The following is a 17,275-nucleotide window of genomic DNA, read 5'->3' as shown; positions in this document are numbered from 1 at the left end:
CATGCTTGTGTCGTTTTGGTAGGTTAAAGTTATAATGCTATCGATTATTTATAAAGTTTATTTATTTTCTTTTTTTATCAGGTCATAAATTATTGCTATTGTTTTTTAAAAATAAATCACTAATATCTATGTTACTTTATGTGTTTATAACCCTTAAAAAATATACACATGTCATTAGTAACAAAACCTACCGTAATTTTTCCTGAAAATCGAATAAATCAGGATCAAATGATTGAAGTTTTAAAAGATTTGTTTCCGTATCACCCAAAATGGAATATCGTCGAGAAAATGATTCGTAATACTCAAGTGAATAACAGAAACTTACTTTTGCCTATCAATCAGGTTGTTATTCATCCCGGTTTAGAATTTAGAAATAAGATATATAAAGATCAGGGGCTAAGAATGGCATCTGAGGTTACTCAAAAAGTATTAGAAGCTAATAAAATGAGACCAAAAGATATCGACTTGCTTATAGTTGTTTCTTGTACGGGTTTTTTGATGCCTTCATTAACATCATATTTAATAAGTGATTTAAACTTTAGATCCAATACTAAACAGCTTCCTGTAGTTCAATTGGGTTGTGCTGCTGGTGCTTGGGCTTTAAATAGGGCTCATGAATATTTAAAAGCTTATCCAGATCATAATGCTTTATTGATCTCGGTAGAGTTTTCTTCTCTTCTGTTTCAACCAACTGATGAAAAAATATCATCGTTAATATCTGATTGTTTGTTTGGTGATGCCGTTTCAGGGTGTATTATAAAAGGGACTCCATCTAAGGATGATGAAGGGTATATGATTGAAGGAATTGATTCATATTTGAAGAAAAATACAGATCATTATATAAAATATGATGTGAAATCAACTGGGTTTCATTTTGGTCTGGATAAAGAAGTTATGAATAGTATTAAAGATGTAGCTCCTATAATGAAAGATTTTATAAGTGATAATTATGATAAAAAAATAAACGCTCTTGATTTTCATGTTTTTCATACAGGTGGGAGGAAAATTTTGGATGAATTGGTTAGTAATTTGGATTTGGTTGAGGAAAACGTTTCTAAAAGCAGGGATAGTTTGAAGGAACATGGAAATATCGCTAGTGGAGTGGTTTTGGATGTTCTTAATAAAGAGTTTGATTCTTCAGATCGAAAAAATGGTGATCAAGGAATTATGGCGGCTTTTGGCCCAGGCTTTACCGCTGAAATTAATAGAGGTACTTGGATTAAAAAATAGAAAAATGATAGTTCACATCGTGATTTTTAAATTGTTTGAAAATGATAGTAACTCGATTGAGGATTTTATTTCTGAACTTGAAATATTAAAAAAATTGCCTTTTTCTTTGAAACTTAAAGTTGTTAAAAAAAGTAATATCTTTAAAAGTTATATTGAGGGTGATGTATTATTATATTCAGAATTTAATTCCAAAGAGGATTTAAATGATTACATGAATAATCACAAGCATTTAAAAGTAATTGAAGATACTTCAAGTAAAATTCAAGATAAATATATATTAGATTTTGGGGTGTAGTGTTAGCATTGTGTTCAATAACCCAAAACAATATCTCTTGAAGAGGGAGTAACTATTGAAAAATACTTGTACAATATTAAAAGTCAGTAGTCATAAATTGATTTAAATCTTAACGTAAATCATATAGAAACAATTATAATTTTAAAAGAGGTTGTTTAATTTTGAACAACCTCTTTTGTATTTTTGATGATTTTAGAATTTAATACCAGCAAAGAATTAAGCAATGCTAAACAATCCTTCTGGTTTGTTTTCAAATTCTTCAAATCGTTTAACACAAGCTTTGATGATTTCTTTAGCTTCGTCGATATTTCCCCATCCACCTACATCAACTTTTTTCTTTTCTAAATCTTTGTATACCTGAAAGAAATGTTCGATTTCTTTGATTAGGTGTGGATTCATTTCTTTTAAATCTGCAAGTCTACTGGCTATAGGATCTGCAACAGGGACGCAAATGATTTTTTCATCGGGCCCTTTTTCATCGGCCATATGAAATACACCAATAGGTTTTACTTCGATAACACAACCTGGAAATGTTGGTTCTGTTACCAATACCAATACATCTAACGGATCTCCATCAAGTGCTAGCGTCTCAGGAATAAATCCATAATCTGCAGGATACATCATCGATGAAAAAATCATGCGATCGTATCGAATTTTTTTGATATCAAAATCGTATTCGTATTTATTTCTACTCCCTTTTGGTATTTCAATTAGTACGTCAAAGCTTTCTTTAGTAGCTGCGCTCATAAGTATTTTGTTTTCTTTTTATGGGCGGCAAATATAAGGATTACAAGATGGAGTTAAAATTTATAAAGACAATTTATTGCGTTTTTATATAAATTTTAATGTTAAGGTAATAAATAAAGGTAAGATACTTTAATATCTATTATTGTATTGGTCTAGAGAAAGGTTTTAGAAGTAAAATCCAAAAGACCCCGTCACTCCAAATTTACGAGCATCTGGGTTATCAAAATAGTTACCCCTAAAATGAAAGTCTATTCTAAATATTTTAAAAATGTTACCTACTCCCAAGCTATATTCCCAGTAAATTTCATCATTGGGAACAGCTACTGTTTGTAAAAAACCAGAAGCATCTAAAGCTATGTTTTCATCAGAAAGTTCTCCCCAAACTCCTCTTAAACCAACAAGTTCTCTTAGGTTTAATTTTCTAAGAAATGGTATTCTTGAAAATATTCTCCCATTAAAGTTGTGTTCTAAGTGTAAAGTGGTGTAGGTGTCTGTAACAAATTCGTAAAAATTAAGTAATGGAAAAGTGTTACGAATTGATAAATAAGTTTGATTTCCGGGAACAACGCTTAGTAAGCCCAACGGTACTTCTCCAAAAGTTTTTCCTACTTCTAGCGTACTATTAAGTCTGCCAAAACCTCCAATATTCCAGGGTTGTTGATACAAAAACTGTACTTTTTCATATTCAAAATCACTTTCTATAATATCTTTAAGTCCAGTGCTATAATTTAGAAAAATAGTGGCAAAATCTCCGTCGTTAACAACAATTCTATCCACCCCATACCCGGTGGTTTTTCTACCAGGGAAATAGGCAATAGAAGTTGCTATTTCTGTTTGCTTGATTTGGCTTCTTACTTCTCCTGTTTCCTGATCGAAAAAATCAAGACTAAATAGTGAACGATCTGCAGGTTTAAGTGTTCTGTATGAACCTGTGACTCCTATTGTTAGATTTTTTTTGGGCTCTAACTGCATGGTGAGCGCAGATAGATTAATAGAGGTTAACCTACTATTGTCTCCTGTAGCAATAATAGAAGAGGAGGCAAGGCTTCTGCCTTCTACATTGTTTGTGTTCGTTAGACTGGCTCCTAATTGTTCTACATCTCTTCGATTTCCTGCAGATATGATCAGCCTGGATTTTCTGTCGGCAAGGTATTTACCAGAAATACCATATTTGATCTTATTGTCTTTAAAACCGTAGGCACCGTACCCTTCAATTCTCCATCTGTCATTGGCTGTAAAATAAGTTCTACCTCCTAATCGTAACCTGTAACCTTCTATATCATTATATCCAACAGTAGAAAATAAAGGCCCAAAGTCAAAACCATTAAATTCTATATATCCAGAGGCTAAAATAGTACCAATATTATATAGTCTTTTAAATGCTTTGACCGTTTTTAGGGTATCTAGCAATTTATATACTTTTTGTTCATCCTTGTTAAGTTCTTCCATTCTGGCGTTTGCCCAAAAAGAATCTTCTCTATTGTAGATGTCCTGATCATAAGGGTCTACTTGTGATTGGTAGAATTTTTTGTCTTTTTTTATGTCAAACTTATAATTGTCATAAAGAGTGGTTCTTTTTCCGTATACTCCCCGAGACTTTTCTTTTTTACTGAAAGAAAAATCTGATTGAAAATAATCTTTAGTGATTAAGAAAATAGAATCGTTTAATACGTCAAACTCTTGTTCTATGTATAAGTCTTTGATCCAGTTGATATTGGCACTTTTGGTGACCTCTAAGTTGATTTCTTTAATAGCCCAGGTCGTATCATTTACCCAAAAATCTCCTTTAAAAGTTAATTCGTTTTTTCTTCTGGGATAATAAATAATATTATAGCACCACTTATTGCCGATATAGGCACTATCAGTCAATACATAGTTGTATACACCAACTCCAGTTCTTGATAATGGACTGGTAAAGCTTTTGTCAAAAAACTTCAGATAGTTTTCATAAATATCATAATCAGAATATAAATCCTTGACAAATGCTATTAAAGTTTGATTGTCGCTAAAACCAGCATTTTTATTTCCTTTAAGGACTTCTTTGTATTCGTTAATTAGATTATCTCCATATACTTTTGATAAGGCTTCATTAAGAAAAATAGGTAAATATGTTTTTCCGGTAATGCGGGATGTGTCAATATCATCAAAGATGAACTCCATGCCATTAAATATTTTCTTATTTATTAGGGCACTATCGATAGTGTTGAGATCAAATTCTAATTTTTCGTATTTATCATACGTGTATTGTTTGAATTTTTTGACACCGTTTTCTCTTCGATTTTTCCATATCTTTTTTAAGATGTCTATTGCCGGATTATTCTTTTTCGAGGTTTTTCCTTTGTAAATAACTACTTCATCTAAGGATGCCGCTTCTTCTTCAAGAATAATTTCCATTTTATAGGTAACCTTTTTGGTTAACTCAATGGTTTTTGTCTGAAATCCAATAAAAGAAACTTTAATACTTGAATAGTTGTTGTCAGATTCCATATAGAATCTACCATTCTCATCGGTGATAGTACCAATGGTAGAATTAGTAAATACAATATTGGCAAAAGGAACAGGTTGTTTGTTGTTGTCAAAAACTTGTCCACCAACCTTGGTCTGTGAATGAAGGAACGTACAGCTAATTATAGTAAGAAAAATTCCTAAAAATTGGTGTTTCATCAAAAGATATTATAATTAATACTTAGTAAGTAACATCATTGTTTAGTCTTAACATTTGCATATTGCATACTATTGAGACTTTCGATCATGCACAAGTTTCATGCCTTAATTTGAAATTAAACAAAAACACCCTGTAAGAAAACCAATACATTATTTGTTTTCTGTACTTAGGGCTTTTTCATAACAAACAATTCAATGAAATTTTATTTTCGTTTCATACTTCAATTTTAGAGAGTATGAAACGAAAAACAAAATAATTCATTTTATTTATACATTACTTTTTTAACAGCCTTGACCACATCATTGCTGTTCGGAAGCCATTCTTCTAGTAATACTGGGGAATATGGTGTAGGAGTGTCTGCTGTGTTTATTTTTACAATAGGTGCATCAAGATAATCAAAAATTGTTGACTGTACCTGATACGTAATTTCTGACGCGATATTAGCAAGAGGCCAAGCTTCTTCTAGTATTACCAATCGATTGGTTTTTTTTACAGAAGTAAATATGGTATCTAGGTCTAAAGGACGAACCGTTCTTAAGTCGATTATCTCACATGAGATATTGTCTTTTGCAAGTTCATCTGCCGCTTTAGATGCTTCTTTAATGATTTTTCCAAAAGAAACGATAGTAACATCACTACCTTCTCTCTTTATATCAGCAACTCCTAACGGAATTGTATACTCGCCTTCTGGAACCTCTCCTTTATCTCCATACATTTGCTCACTTTCCATAAAGATTACAGGATCATTATCTCTAATAGCAGATTTTAATAATCCTTTGGCGTCTTTTGGGTTTGATGGAACAACCACCTTTAATCCAGGTGTATTGGCAAACCAGTTTTCGAATGCCTGAGAGTGTGTAGCTCCTAACTGTCCTGCAGAAGCTGTGGGGCCTCTAAATACAATTGGAATATTAAATTGACCACCACTCATTTGTCTCATTTTGGCAGCGTTATTTATAATTTGATCAATTCCTACTAGAGAGAAATTAAAAGTCATAAACTCTATGATAGGACGATTGCCATTCATGGCACTTCCTACACCGATACCGGCAAAACCTAATTCAGAGATGGGAGTATCAAGAACACGATCGGGGCCAAACTCATCCAACATGCCTTTACTAGCCTTATATGCACCATTGTATTCGGCAACTTCTTCACCCATTAGGTAAATGGATTCGTCTCGGCGCATTTCTTCACTCATTGCCTCGCAAATTGCTTCTCTGAACTGTATCGTTTTCATATGTATATCTTTAATGTTATTCTGTGGTCGTAATACCTATTTAATTGGTCGAAATAAAAGGCAAAAAAATAATTTTGTACCTATTTTAATATTGTTACCTATTTATAAATAGTAATTTTGATACGACGTTGGCAAAAGTAGCAATTAAAACCTTTTTCTAGACTTCGAAAATTAATTTTTTTATTATGCATGCATAGTAAATTAGACATTTTATTTGTACCTTCGCCTTTATTGTTGAATTCTAAAAAAAACACCTATATAAAATGAAGATATTAGTTTGTATTAGCCATGTGCCAGACACGACTTCAAAGATTAATTTTACTGATGGAGATACTAAATTTGACACCAATGGCGTACAGTTCGTGATTAATCCAAATGATGAATTTGGGTTGACACGAGCCATGTGGTTTAAAGAAAAGCAAGGAGCGTCTGTAGATGTGGTAAATGTAGGAGGAGCAGAAACAGAACCAACACTTCGAAAAGCATTGGCAATTGGTGCTGACAATGCAATTCGAGTAAATGCAGAAGCCACAGATGGCTTTTTTGTGGCAAATCAATTGGCAAAAGTAGTTAAAGATGGAGGGTATGATCTTGTAATAGCAGGAAGAGAATCGATCGATTATAATGGAGGAATGGTACCAGGAATGCTTGCTGCATTAACAGGGGCAAATTTTGTAAATACTTGTATTGGACTAGAAGTCGAAGGAGATACTGCTACTGCTACCAGGGAGATTGATGGAGGAAAAGAAACTTCTAAAGCCAAGTTACCTCTTATTATTGGTGGACAAAAAGGATTAGTTGCAGAAAGTGACTTACGAATTCCTAATATGAGAGGGATTATGATGGCTCGTAAAAAACCACTTACAGTAGTTGACCCTATTGATGCTAGTCAAGAAACGAAGACCGTACATTTTCAGAAACCAGAACCTAAAGGAGCGGTAACATTAGTAGATTCTGAAAATGTAGATCAATTGATCTCATTATTGCACAATGAAGCAAAAGTGATTTAAGAGAAGCCTTAATTAAAACTATAATATATCATAGTTCTTATGGTATTTAAAATATAAAATATATGTCAGTATTAGTATATACAGAAAGTGAAAACGGAGTGTTTAAAAAAGGGGCTTTAGAAGTAGCTTCTTATGCAAAAGGAGTTGCAGATTTGTTAGGAACATCGGTTACTGCAATAAGTATTAATGGAGGCGCTAGTGATGAGTTGGGTTTATATGGGGTAGAAAAAGTATTAGAGGTTAAAGAGGATAAACTAACAGCATTTAATGCCAAGGCATACGCTTCTGTAATTCAACAAGCAGTACAGCAAGAAGGAGCAAAGGTGGTTATTATAAGCTCTAGCGCAGATAGTAAGTTTATAGCTCCGTTATTGTCGGTATATCTTACTGCAGGTTATGTGTCTAATGTAGTTGCATTGCCAGAAAGCACATCACCTATTAAGGTGAAGCGTACCGCATTTACGAATAAAGCTTTTAATAGCACAGAGATTTCTAGCGATGTTAAGTTGATAGGATTGTCTAACAATGCATATGGATTAAAAGAGAATTCGGTTACGGTTTCATCAGAAGGATTTACTCCTTCATTATCTGACGAAGATTTTGGAGTACAGATCGAATCTGTTGATAAAGCAACCGACAAAGTTTCTATAGCAGATGCAGAAATTGTAGTGTCTGGAGGACGAGGATTAAAAGGACCAGAAAACTGGGGGCTGATAGAAGAATTAGCAGATGTTCTTGGTGCTGCAACAGCTTGCTCTAAGCCAGTAAGTGATATGGGATGGAGACCACATGCAGAACATGTTGGGCAAACAGGGAAACCCGTAGCGTCTAATTTATATATAGCTATTGGAGTCTCTGGAGCAATTCAGCATTTAGCTGGGATTAATGCCAGTAAGGTAAAAGTGGTTATTAATAATGACCCTGAAGCACCTTTTTTTAAAGCCGCAGACTACGGTATAGTGGGTGATGCATTCGAAGTTGTGCCGAAACTTATTGAAAAATTAAAGGAATTTAAGTCGAATAACGCATAATTTTCATAAATTGTGCCCAATTGAGGGCTGTTTGAACTATAGTAAAAGTCCACTTGTTCAAACAGCCCTTTTTATTGTGAATAATATGATGAGAGTACTATGAGCTTAGTTCGACTGAACATTAAAGGAATTTCATATAGTCAAACCCAAAATGGTGCATACGCATTAATTTTAAGTGAGGTCGATGGAGAAAGAAAGTTGCCAATTGTTATTGGTGCCTTTGAAGCGCAATCTATAGCTATTGCTTTAGAAAAAGAGATAAAACCGCCCAGGCCTCTTACACATGATCTTTTTAAAAATTTTGCAGACAGGTTCGATATTGTTGTGAAACAAGTGATTATCCATAAATTGGTGGATGGTGTGTTTTATTCAAGCGTTATATGTGAGCGAGATAATATAGAAGAAATAATAGACGCAAGAACTAGCGATGCAATTGCATTGGCACTTCGTTTTCAGGCTCCAATATTTACATATAAGAACATTTTGGATCAGGCAGGTATATACCTTAAAGTAAATCCAAAGAAAGATGATGAAACAGAACAAGAAGAGTTTCTTGTTGACGAAATGGTTCCAGATGTAGAAATGGTAGGAAAGGAAACCAGTTATACAGATTTATCTTTGGATGAACTTAACCGAATGCTTGATCAAGCAGTTAACAATGAAGACTATGAATTAGCCGCTAGAATTCGAGATGAGATTTCTAAGAGAGACTAATAGATCTAAAAAAGAATGATTAATTCAATTCATTTAGAATAATTTCAGATTTATGAAGAAAAAAATAGTAGTTTTCCTGTTTTTACTACTATCCATTATTACATTGCAAGCGCAATCCATAGAAAAAAAATGGGTGTTAGAAGAAGTTAGCGGTGTTTCAGAAGAGGTCTTTACTCCCAAAAAAGGAGATCACCTTCTACTTGATCAGGGGCAATTTTCGTATTCATTTAATAATGCTTCCCAAAAACTTCATGGAGATTATTTGCAACAAAATAAAATTCTCTTACTATTCCCTGAAACTGCACAAGACTCCTTAATACGATATAAGATTGAGACATTAAGCGATTCTGTTTTGGTGGTATCCAAAAAAGGAATGTTGTATCAATTAACTACAGCGCAAGAGGAGAAAGAAGGTACAGCGATAGCAGAAGTTAATCAATTAATACCTAATCAGGGGTTTTCTTTCAAAAGCTTTTATAGAGGGGTATTAGGGATGTTGGTCTTGCTGATTATTGCATATTTATTTAGTAGTAATCGAAAGGCGATTAATTGGAGAACGGTTGGGATTGGACTTGCTGCTCAATTACTCTTAGCTGTCGGTGTATTAAAAATAAATATTGTTCAAAAAACTTTTGAATTTGTAGGTAAGTTATTTGTGAAAATATTAGATTTTACCAGAGCCGGTAGTGAATTCTTACTAGGGGATATTATGAATGTTGAGAGTTTTGGTTTTATCTTTTTGTTTCAGGTACTACCCACCATTATATTCTTTTCTGCACTAACCTCAGTATTGTTTTACTTGGGAGTAATTCAATTTGTAGTAAGAGGAATGGCATGGGTGTTAACAAAATTAATGGGAATCTCTGGGGCAGAAAGTTTAAGCGTAGCGGGGAATATCTTTTTGGGACAAACAGAAGCGCCATTAATGATCAAAGCATATTTGGAGCGAATGACACGGTCAGAAATTTTATTGGTGATGATAGGAGGAATGGCTACAGTAGCAGGAGGTGTATTGGCCGCTTATATTAGTTTTTTAGGAGGCGAAGATCCTGTGTTGCGTTTAGAATTTGCAAAACATTTATTAGCTGCCTCGGTTATGGCTGCGCCAGGTGCGATCGTAATTTCTAAATTATTATATCCACAGCAAGAGGCTGTTGACGTAAATGTAAAAGTCTCTTCAGATAAAATAGGTTCTAATATTTTGGATGCTATTGCCAACGGAACAACAGAAGGTCTTAAACTTGCAGCAAATGTTGGAGCAATGTTGTTGGTGTTTATTGCGTTTATAGCAATGATTAATTATGGATTTGGAAAGTTAGGAGAGGTAACGGGGTTGGATTTATTTCTGGCAAGCTATACTCCTTATGATAAGTTTTCTTTAGAAGCTATTTTAGGAACCTTATTTGCTCCCTTAATGTGGCTAATTGGTATTGCTCAAGAAGATATGATGCTCATGGGACAATTGTTAGGAATAAAACTTGCTGCTAGCGAATTTGTTGGATATATTCAGTTAGCTGATTTAAAAAATCCGGCTAGCCCAATTCATTTAACCTACAATAAATCGGTGATCATGGCTACATATATGCTTTGTGGATTTGCTAATTTTGCATCTATAGGGATCCAGATAGGAGGTATTGGTTCCTTGGCACCAGGTCAAAGAAAAACACTTTCAGAATTCGGAATTAAAGCACTTATAGGTGGTACTATAGCTTCTTTATTATCTGCTACCATTGCCGGAATGATTATCGGATAAAATTATTAATAATTGTTGAAAAACTATACAATAATCAAAAAATAAGAATGTTTCTCATGTCTTATTTTTTGTATATTTGGATGCAATAATCATAATTTTAACAATTTAGAGGAGGGAGTAAAGGGAATGAAGCAATATCTTGATCTCGTACGTCATGTATTAGAGCACGGGAACGAAAAAGGCGATCGAACAGGTACAGGTACCAAAAGTGTTTTTGGTTATCAAATGCGTTTTGACCTAAGTGAAGGTTTTCCTATGGTTACCACCAAAAAACTTCATCTTAAATCTATAATCCACGAATTACTTTGGTTTTTAAAAGGAGATACGAATATAGGGTATCTTCAGGAAAACGGAGTAAGAATTTGGAATGAATGGGCAGATGAAAATGGTGATTTAGGACCTGTTTATGGGCATCAATGGAGAAACTGGGATAGTAATGAAATAGATCAGATAAAAGAAGTAGTCGATACACTTAAAAAGAATCCCAATAGCAGACGTATGTTGGTATCTGCATGGAACCCAAGTGTGTTACCTGATACATCAAAATCTTTTTCAGAAAATGTTGCAAATGGTAAGGCTGCCTTACCACCTTGTCATGCTTTTTTTCAGTTTTATGTTGCAGATGGAAAACTCTCATGTCAATTATATCAACGCAGCGCAGATATTTTCTTAGGGGTACCATTTAATATTGCTTCTTATGCATTATTTACAATGATGATGGCACAGGTTTGTGGATATCAGGTAGGCGATTTTATACATACTTTTGGAGATGCTCATGTGTATAATAATCATATACCACAGTTAGAGCTTCAGTTATCAAGAACGCCTCATAAATTGCCTAAAATGATACTTGATCCAGAGGTAAAAAATATTTTTGGCTTCGTTTTTGATAGTTTTAAGTTAGTAGGTTATGAATCGCACCCTCATATAAAGGGAACGGTTGCTGTTTAACCCCAAATTTTAAACAAACTACTATGAAAAAAACATTACTTATATTAACAATACTATTTACAGGATTTTCTTTCGCTCAGGAGAATATAATCTTGTCACAAGAAAATGCTAACGAAAAAGGAATAACGCCTATTTGGCCAAAATGTGATCGTTCTAGACTATCACCAGAGAAGTGTTTTGATCAAAAATTAAGAGATCATATTATCATGAACTTTGTCTATCCAGAAATAGCAATGGAGGATAAATTGGCAGGAACGGTTACCGTAGAATTTATAATTACCAAAAAAGGAAAAGTAGAAGTGCTTGAGGTAACAGGTGCACATCGCTATCTACAAAGAGAAGCGATTAGAATTATAAAATCTTTACCAAAAATGATTCCTGGTAAATGGGGTAATAAGCCTATTGCAATTGCCTATACAGTGCCTATTACTTTTAGAGCACCCCAATAGATTGTTACATTTGTGTATAACTTTAACACCTCGTTAACCATGTTAAAGAAATTGTAAAGATAAAAATTAGTAAATTTGAGTGTGTACGTAAGCCGTGCACACTTTTTTTATGATAGTTACCGAAAGTTTACTGGCTTCTTTTCTAAAAACTCGCTCAGATACCGAAGAAATATGTGCCCCGTTACAAATAGAAGATTATGTAATTCAACCTACAGAAAATGTTTCTCCACCAAAATGGCACTTAGGCCATACAACCTGGTTTTTTGAAGAATTTATTTTATCAAAATATTTAGAAAACTATAAACGTTTTAACTCAGATTATGCATACGTTTTTAATAGTTACTATGAAAGCGTAGGGGAGCGTGTAATACGAACCGATAGAGGTAATCTTTCCAGACCAACCGTTAGAGAGGTATATGAATATAGAGATTATGTGACCGCTCATATCCAGGAATTATTTGAAGGAGGGTATCACACCTCAAAAGTATTTGATTTATTAGAAATAGGGATTCATCACGAAAAACAACATCAGGAATTGCTTCTGACGGATATAAAGTTCATTTTAGGGAATAACCCTTTGTTACCCAAATACAACGATACTTTTACAGAAGACCCTACAACAGATAATATATCTGGATATACCAGGGTAGAAGAAGGGGTATATCAAATAGGGCATGAAGGAGATGGGTTTTGTTATGATAATGAACTAGGAAGACATCAAGTGTATCTTCGAGAATATGAAATAGCAAATGATCTTGTTACCAATGAAGAATACTTATCTTTTATAAAGGATAGTGGATATAAGAATACGCTTCTTTGGCATTCTGAAGCATGGGACTGGATTAATAAAAATAATATTGCATCCCCATTGTATTGGCATGTGATAGATGAAAAGTACTACCATTATACATTACAAGGGTTAAAAGAAATAGACCTTTCGGCTCCAATAACACATATCTCTTATTACGAAGCATATGCATATGCGCAATGGAAAGGAGAACGTTTACCAACAGAGTTCGAGTGGGAAGTAGCTCATCATAACTTTGATTGGGGAATACGTTGGGAATGGACAGAGAGCTCGTATGTACCTTATCCAGGATATAAGAAAGCAGATGGAGCGTTAGGAGAATACAACGGAAAATTTATGGTAAATCAAAAAGTACTAAGAGGAGGGTCCATAGCAACTCCACTTAATCACATACGACCAACCTATCGTAATTTTTTTCATCCACAACTACGATGGCAATTTACAGGGATACGATTGGCTAAAGATATTTAATAATACATTTTTAATTTAATGAGTTGTAAAGAACAAAAAAAGATAAGTACGCTTTTCGAAAAAGAAGTACATGAAGGACTTACTGCTTTTCCAAAATATTTGTCCTCTAAGTTTTTTTATGATGAAATAGGAGATGCTCTTTTTCAAGAGATCATGGCGTTACCAGAATATTATTTAACTAGGGCAGAATATGAAATTTTTAAGATTCATAAATCAGACATTGTAAAAAGTTTTAATGTAAATGGAGAAGGGTTTGATTTAATAGAATTGGGAGCAGGAGATGGTAAGAAAACAAAAATACTTTTAAAAGAATTAGTAGACCAAAAAATAGATTTTAAGTATATTCCTGTAGATATTAGTCAGAACGCAGTTTTTGGGTTAGAACAAAACTTAAAAGAAGAAATGCCCAGAGTAAATGTAGAAGGGCAAATAGGAGAGTATTTTGAGGTTTTGGATCGTTTAAAAGAGATGAGTGATAGAAAGAAAGTAATCATGTTTCTGGGGTCTAATATAGGTAACTTATTACATCCCAAAGCCATTCATTTTTTGAAAAAATTGTTTGAGTCAATGCATTTGGATGATCTTCTTTTTGTTGGCTTTGACCAAAAAAAACACCCTCAGAAAGTTTTAGATGCATATAACGACCAATCTGGTGTAACTGCAGCTTTTAACAAGAATGTGCTTACGAGAATTAATAAAGAGCTGGATGCCAATTTTGACCTTAATAAGTTTATGCATTGGGAAACATATGACCCAGAAACGGGAACCGCCAAAAGTTATTTGATAAGTGTAGAAAGACAGACGGTAGATATTAATGAATTAGCATTACAGGTTCATTTTGAAGCCTGGGAGAGTATTCATACAGAGATTTCGCAAAAATATGATGATGATACGGTAGAGTGGTTAACAAAAGAATCCGGTTTGCAAATGATAACATCTTTTTCTGATGCTAACAATCAGTTTAAAGATTATGTAATCGCTAAAAATAAATTATAAACAATATATTCTAAAAGATGAAAGCAATTTGGAACGGAGAGGTAATAGCAGAGAGTAATGAAACAAAAATCATAGAGAATAATCATTATTTTCCCCCTGAAGCAATAAAAAAAGAATTTTTTGTGTCTAGTGATACTCATACAAAATGTCCTTGGAAAGGAGTAGCTTCTTATTATACAATTTCTGTGAATGGTAAAGAAAATCAAGATGCGGCCTGGTATTATCCTACTACAAGTGATTTAGCTAAACAAATCAAAGGATATATCGCTTTTTGGAAAGGGGTTGAGGTGACCGAATAAATAGTTGCAATTAAAAATCTATTCTAAAAACCATGTTGGGTGTAATACCCAAAGAGTATTTATCGATTTCTTTAAGTTCGTATTGAGGAATACTGGTATCTACAAAAATTCGGTAGGATCGATTTAAGGTATTCTTTTTATCATAGATGTTTAAAAGCGAAAAGCCTATTTTTCCTTTAATGTTTTTATCATGAATTAGATCAAATTTATAAGTAGCAGAAAAGTCCATTCGATGATAATCCTTTAAACGGTTGCTATTAATTTCTCCATAGTCGATTTTGAGATTTTCTGCAGTATTTCCAAGTACACCATAGGCGGGTGTATAAGGAATAGAGGTTCTGTATTTCCACCCTAATGAGAATTCGAAGTCTTCTAAGCTGAATGTTTGAACCCAAGAAAGATAATGCCTGATATCAAAATTACCAGGAAAAGATCTACCGTTATTGAGATTATCAAAAGATGATTGCGTAGTAGACAAAGAGTAACTTATCCAGTTAGAATAATGCTGGATTTTCTTTTTTAATAATATATCGATGCCATAGGTATTGGTTTCTCCCATAGAGTAACCACCTACTTCTTGATTAAATCCTTTGGTAACAGAAGTTATTCCGCTTATTTTTTTGTAATAACCTTCTATGTCAAAGTACCAATTGTTTTTTGTATAAGTTAATCCCATATCAATTTGATGACTTTTTAGTAATGGAACCACATCATTATTGGCCAATACCCATATTTGATTTTCAAGCCCTAAATTTTGAGTTTCGAATTCGATAATCTGACTTATGTTTTGATATAATTGGTGGGCGGTAAGCTTTATATTAACCGATGGAGATAGGGTTACTTTTGCCATAAGTCTAGGTTCAAAAACAAATCGGTTCACGTTAGAAAAATAATTTACTCTACAGCCACCATTTAATGCCCATTTTTTTTGATCATATCGATAGGTGCCAAATAAAGAATGACTTGTGTTTTTTGATGCATTTGATTGTAATACAAAATTGTTTTCAAAAATAACATCAGAAGTATTCCCTAACGCATAGGAGAGATCGATGTTAGAGAGTTCATAACCTGTAGTAAAAGATTGGCGACTATCAAGTGAATGATCAAGCAGAAACAATGCCCCAAATTCTTTAATACTATTCTTTTTGATCACTTGATAGTCAAAAATAACAGAAAGTAGTTCTTCTCCCAAATAATCAAAATTATAGTTTGAGTAGAAGGTTTTAAATGAATGGGATAGTTTGGGAGTCCATTGCTTTTTCCAGTTTAAACTAACACCTTTGTTTTCAATATTTAATTTGTCAGAAGTATTTTGATCAATCTGATCGAATTGAGAAACAAAAAGCAACTTGTTTTTAGAATAAGTGGTACTGATTGAAAATAAGTCATTTTCTTTAGGTTTATAAATAGACTTGGCTGTAAAATCTGTAAAGTAATAAGTGTTATTGGTTTTGGATAGACGCTCATTAAATGTTTGATTAGCACCTTTGATTTTTGTGTTTTGAAAAATATGTTCAGAGAATCGGTCAAAAGTTATGGTCTCTACAATATCTGTATAAGATCGCCGGGCAGACGCAATTATGGCACTTTTGGGATTAATAGGAGTTTTGATGTAAAAATCGCCATAGATCATATTAAAACCGCCGCCTCCAGAGGTTTTGACAGGGATTTTTGTATCAGAACTGATATCTACCACTCCAGAAATAGCATTGCCATATTTTGCACTCATTCCACTTTTAAATAGCTTAACATCATTTGTTATGTAGGGGTTAAATGAAGAAAGCATACCAAAAAAATGTCCATAGTGGTACATTTTGATACCGTCCCAGAGAATAAGATTTTGATCGGGAGTTCCTCTTCTAATATTCAGGGCAGTAGAGCTTTCGTCTGTTGTTTGTATTCCGGGAATTAATTGTAAACTCTGTAAGATATCAGGCTCGATAAGACCTGGTAAAATTTGTAATTTACTTGGTAAAGCATTAATAGAACCATCTTTGTCTTTTGAAACCCCGTTGGCAAGATAATCGGTAATAATTACTTTCTTTAAGGCAATAAAACTTTCTTTAAGAGATATTTTAAGACAATCAGAATTTGCAATAAATTTAGCAATATGTATTCTTTTTTTTTGATATCCTAATAACTGAATTTCAATTTTATCGTTGGCCGATGTGTATTGAATTTCAAAAAAACCAGAATCATGCGATGCAGTAATCTCATGTGTTTTTTTGTTAATGACATCTGCATCTGCTATTGGGGTCATATCTTTTGCATTGTAAATATAACCGCAGATCGATCCCGAAAGGTTTTTTTGACTTGTGATCACATAATGCCGATCGTTTGTTTTTGTATATACAATAGAAGTTTGCTTTTTAATTTCATTTAGCAGAGTGGTAAGTGATAATTTTGTTTTGGGGATACTTATTATCTTTCCTTTAACCAGTTTTGCATTGTAAGAAAATTTGATGTTAAATAGTGTTTCTAACTCAAATAAAATTTCATCTAACGGTTTGTTTGTGAAAGAAATAGTTTCTTTCTCTTGTGCAGCCATATAACCAGAAATCAAAAAGAAAAAGAAAATCCTTTTTAAGCTGTTGAGTTTTGTTAGATGTTTTGAAA

General features: G+C 33.4%; 15 protein-coding genes. 11 read left to right on the top strand and 4 right to left on the bottom strand.

The annotated features are described in order from the left end of the window. The first annotated feature begins 168 nt into the window (after positions 1-168). On the top strand, positions 169-1,230 hold the full coding sequence (locus tag ABW636_RS01545) for a type III polyketide synthase (protein ID WP_367588190.1): 1,062 nt from the start codon (positions 169-171) through the stop codon (positions 1,228-1,230). A gap of 4 nt (positions 1,231-1,234) precedes the next feature. Continuing rightward, positions 1,235-1,525 carry a Dabb family protein gene (locus ABW636_RS01540; protein WP_367588189.1) on the top strand — a complete coding sequence of 97 codons (291 nt, stop codon included), beginning with the start codon at positions 1,235-1,237 and terminating at the stop codon, positions 1,523-1,525. 216 nt (positions 1,526-1,741) lie between these two features. Here the strand turns inward: ABW636_RS01540 and ABW636_RS01535 are convergent, their stop codons facing one another. The 3 genes from ABW636_RS01535 to ABW636_RS01525 all read right to left on the bottom strand — a co-directional run bounded on the left by ABW636_RS01535 (position 1,742) and on the right by ABW636_RS01525 (position 6,177). Then, on the bottom strand, positions 1,742-2,272 hold the full coding sequence (locus tag ABW636_RS01535) for an inorganic diphosphatase (protein ID WP_367588188.1): 531 nt from the start codon (positions 2,270-2,272) through the stop codon (positions 1,742-1,744). A 165-nt stretch (positions 2,273-2,437) separates the two neighbouring features. After that, positions 2,438-4,936, bottom strand: a complete 2,499-nt coding sequence (locus ABW636_RS01530; protein ID WP_367588187.1) for a DUF5686 and carboxypeptidase-like regulatory domain-containing protein — start codon at positions 4,934-4,936, stop codon at positions 2,438-2,440. Positions 4,937-5,199: 263 nt separating this feature from the next. Beyond that, positions 5,200-6,177, bottom strand: a complete 978-nt coding sequence (locus ABW636_RS01525) for a pyruvate dehydrogenase complex E1 component subunit beta (protein WP_367588186.1) — start codon at positions 6,175-6,177, stop codon at positions 5,200-5,202. Between the two features lie 263 nt (positions 6,178-6,440). Here ABW636_RS01525 and ABW636_RS01520 point away from each other — a divergent pair, with 263 nt between their 5' ends. From ABW636_RS01520 to ABW636_RS01480, 9 genes are all read left to right on the top strand, one after another. Then, positions 6,441-7,187 carry an electron transfer flavoprotein subunit beta/FixA family protein gene (locus ABW636_RS01520; protein WP_367588185.1) on the top strand — a complete coding sequence of 249 codons (747 nt, stop codon included), beginning with the start codon at positions 6,441-6,443 and terminating at the stop codon, positions 7,185-7,187. Positions 7,188-7,249: 62 nt separating this feature from the next. Beyond that, positions 7,250-8,218 (top strand): electron transfer flavoprotein subunit alpha/FixB family protein, encoded by a 969-nt coding sequence (locus ABW636_RS01515; protein WP_367588184.1) that lies wholly within the window; start codon positions 7,250-7,252, stop codon positions 8,216-8,218. Between the two features lie 99 nt (positions 8,219-8,317). Then, entirely contained in the window at positions 8,318-8,932 is a 615-nt protein-coding gene (locus ABW636_RS01510) for a bifunctional nuclease family protein (protein ID WP_367588183.1), read from the top strand. Between the two features lie 52 nt (positions 8,933-8,984). After that, the gene (locus ABW636_RS01505; protein ID WP_367588182.1) at positions 8,985-10,685 is read left to right on the top strand and encodes a NupC/NupG family nucleoside CNT transporter; all 1,701 of its coding nucleotides are present in this window, start codon (positions 8,985-8,987) and stop codon (positions 10,683-10,685) included. A 126-nt stretch (positions 10,686-10,811) separates the two neighbouring features. Next, on the top strand, positions 10,812-11,636 hold the full coding sequence (locus ABW636_RS01500) for a thymidylate synthase (RefSeq protein WP_367588181.1): 825 nt from the start codon (positions 10,812-10,814) through the stop codon (positions 11,634-11,636). 23 nt (positions 11,637-11,659) lie between these two features. Continuing rightward, positions 11,660-12,085, top strand: a complete 426-nt coding sequence (locus tag ABW636_RS01495; protein ID WP_367588180.1) for an energy transducer TonB — start codon at positions 11,660-11,662, stop codon at positions 12,083-12,085. 109 nt (positions 12,086-12,194) lie between these two features. Beyond that, a complete protein-coding gene (egtB, locus tag ABW636_RS01490) occupies positions 12,195-13,364 on the top strand; it encodes an ergothioneine biosynthesis protein EgtB (RefSeq protein WP_367588179.1) in 1,170 nt (389 codons plus the stop codon). Positions 13,365-13,382: 18 nt separating this feature from the next. After that, positions 13,383-14,360: an L-histidine N(alpha)-methyltransferase gene (locus tag ABW636_RS01485; protein WP_367588178.1), complete on the top strand. Its 978-nt coding sequence runs from the start codon at positions 13,383-13,385 to the stop codon at positions 14,358-14,360. Between the two features lie 17 nt (positions 14,361-14,377). Then, complete coding sequence (locus ABW636_RS01480; RefSeq protein WP_367588177.1) at positions 14,378-14,659, top strand: DUF427 domain-containing protein; 282 nt, start codon at positions 14,378-14,380, stop codon at positions 14,657-14,659. 10 nt (positions 14,660-14,669) lie between these two features. Here ABW636_RS01480 and ABW636_RS01475 read toward each other — a convergent pair whose 3' ends face one another. Further along, positions 14,670-17,207, bottom strand: a complete 2,538-nt coding sequence (locus tag ABW636_RS01475) for a TonB-dependent receptor plug domain-containing protein (RefSeq protein WP_367588176.1) — start codon at positions 17,205-17,207, stop codon at positions 14,670-14,672. Positions 17,208-17,275: the final 68 nt, after the last annotated feature.

It is taken from the genome of Aquimarina discodermiae, assembly GCF_040786235.1.
GTDB lineage: Bacteria > Bacteroidota > Bacteroidia > Flavobacteriales > Flavobacteriaceae > Aquimarina.
The sequence above is the reverse complement of the archived record's forward strand: the minus strand, read 5'-3'. Positions and strand labels throughout refer to the sequence as shown.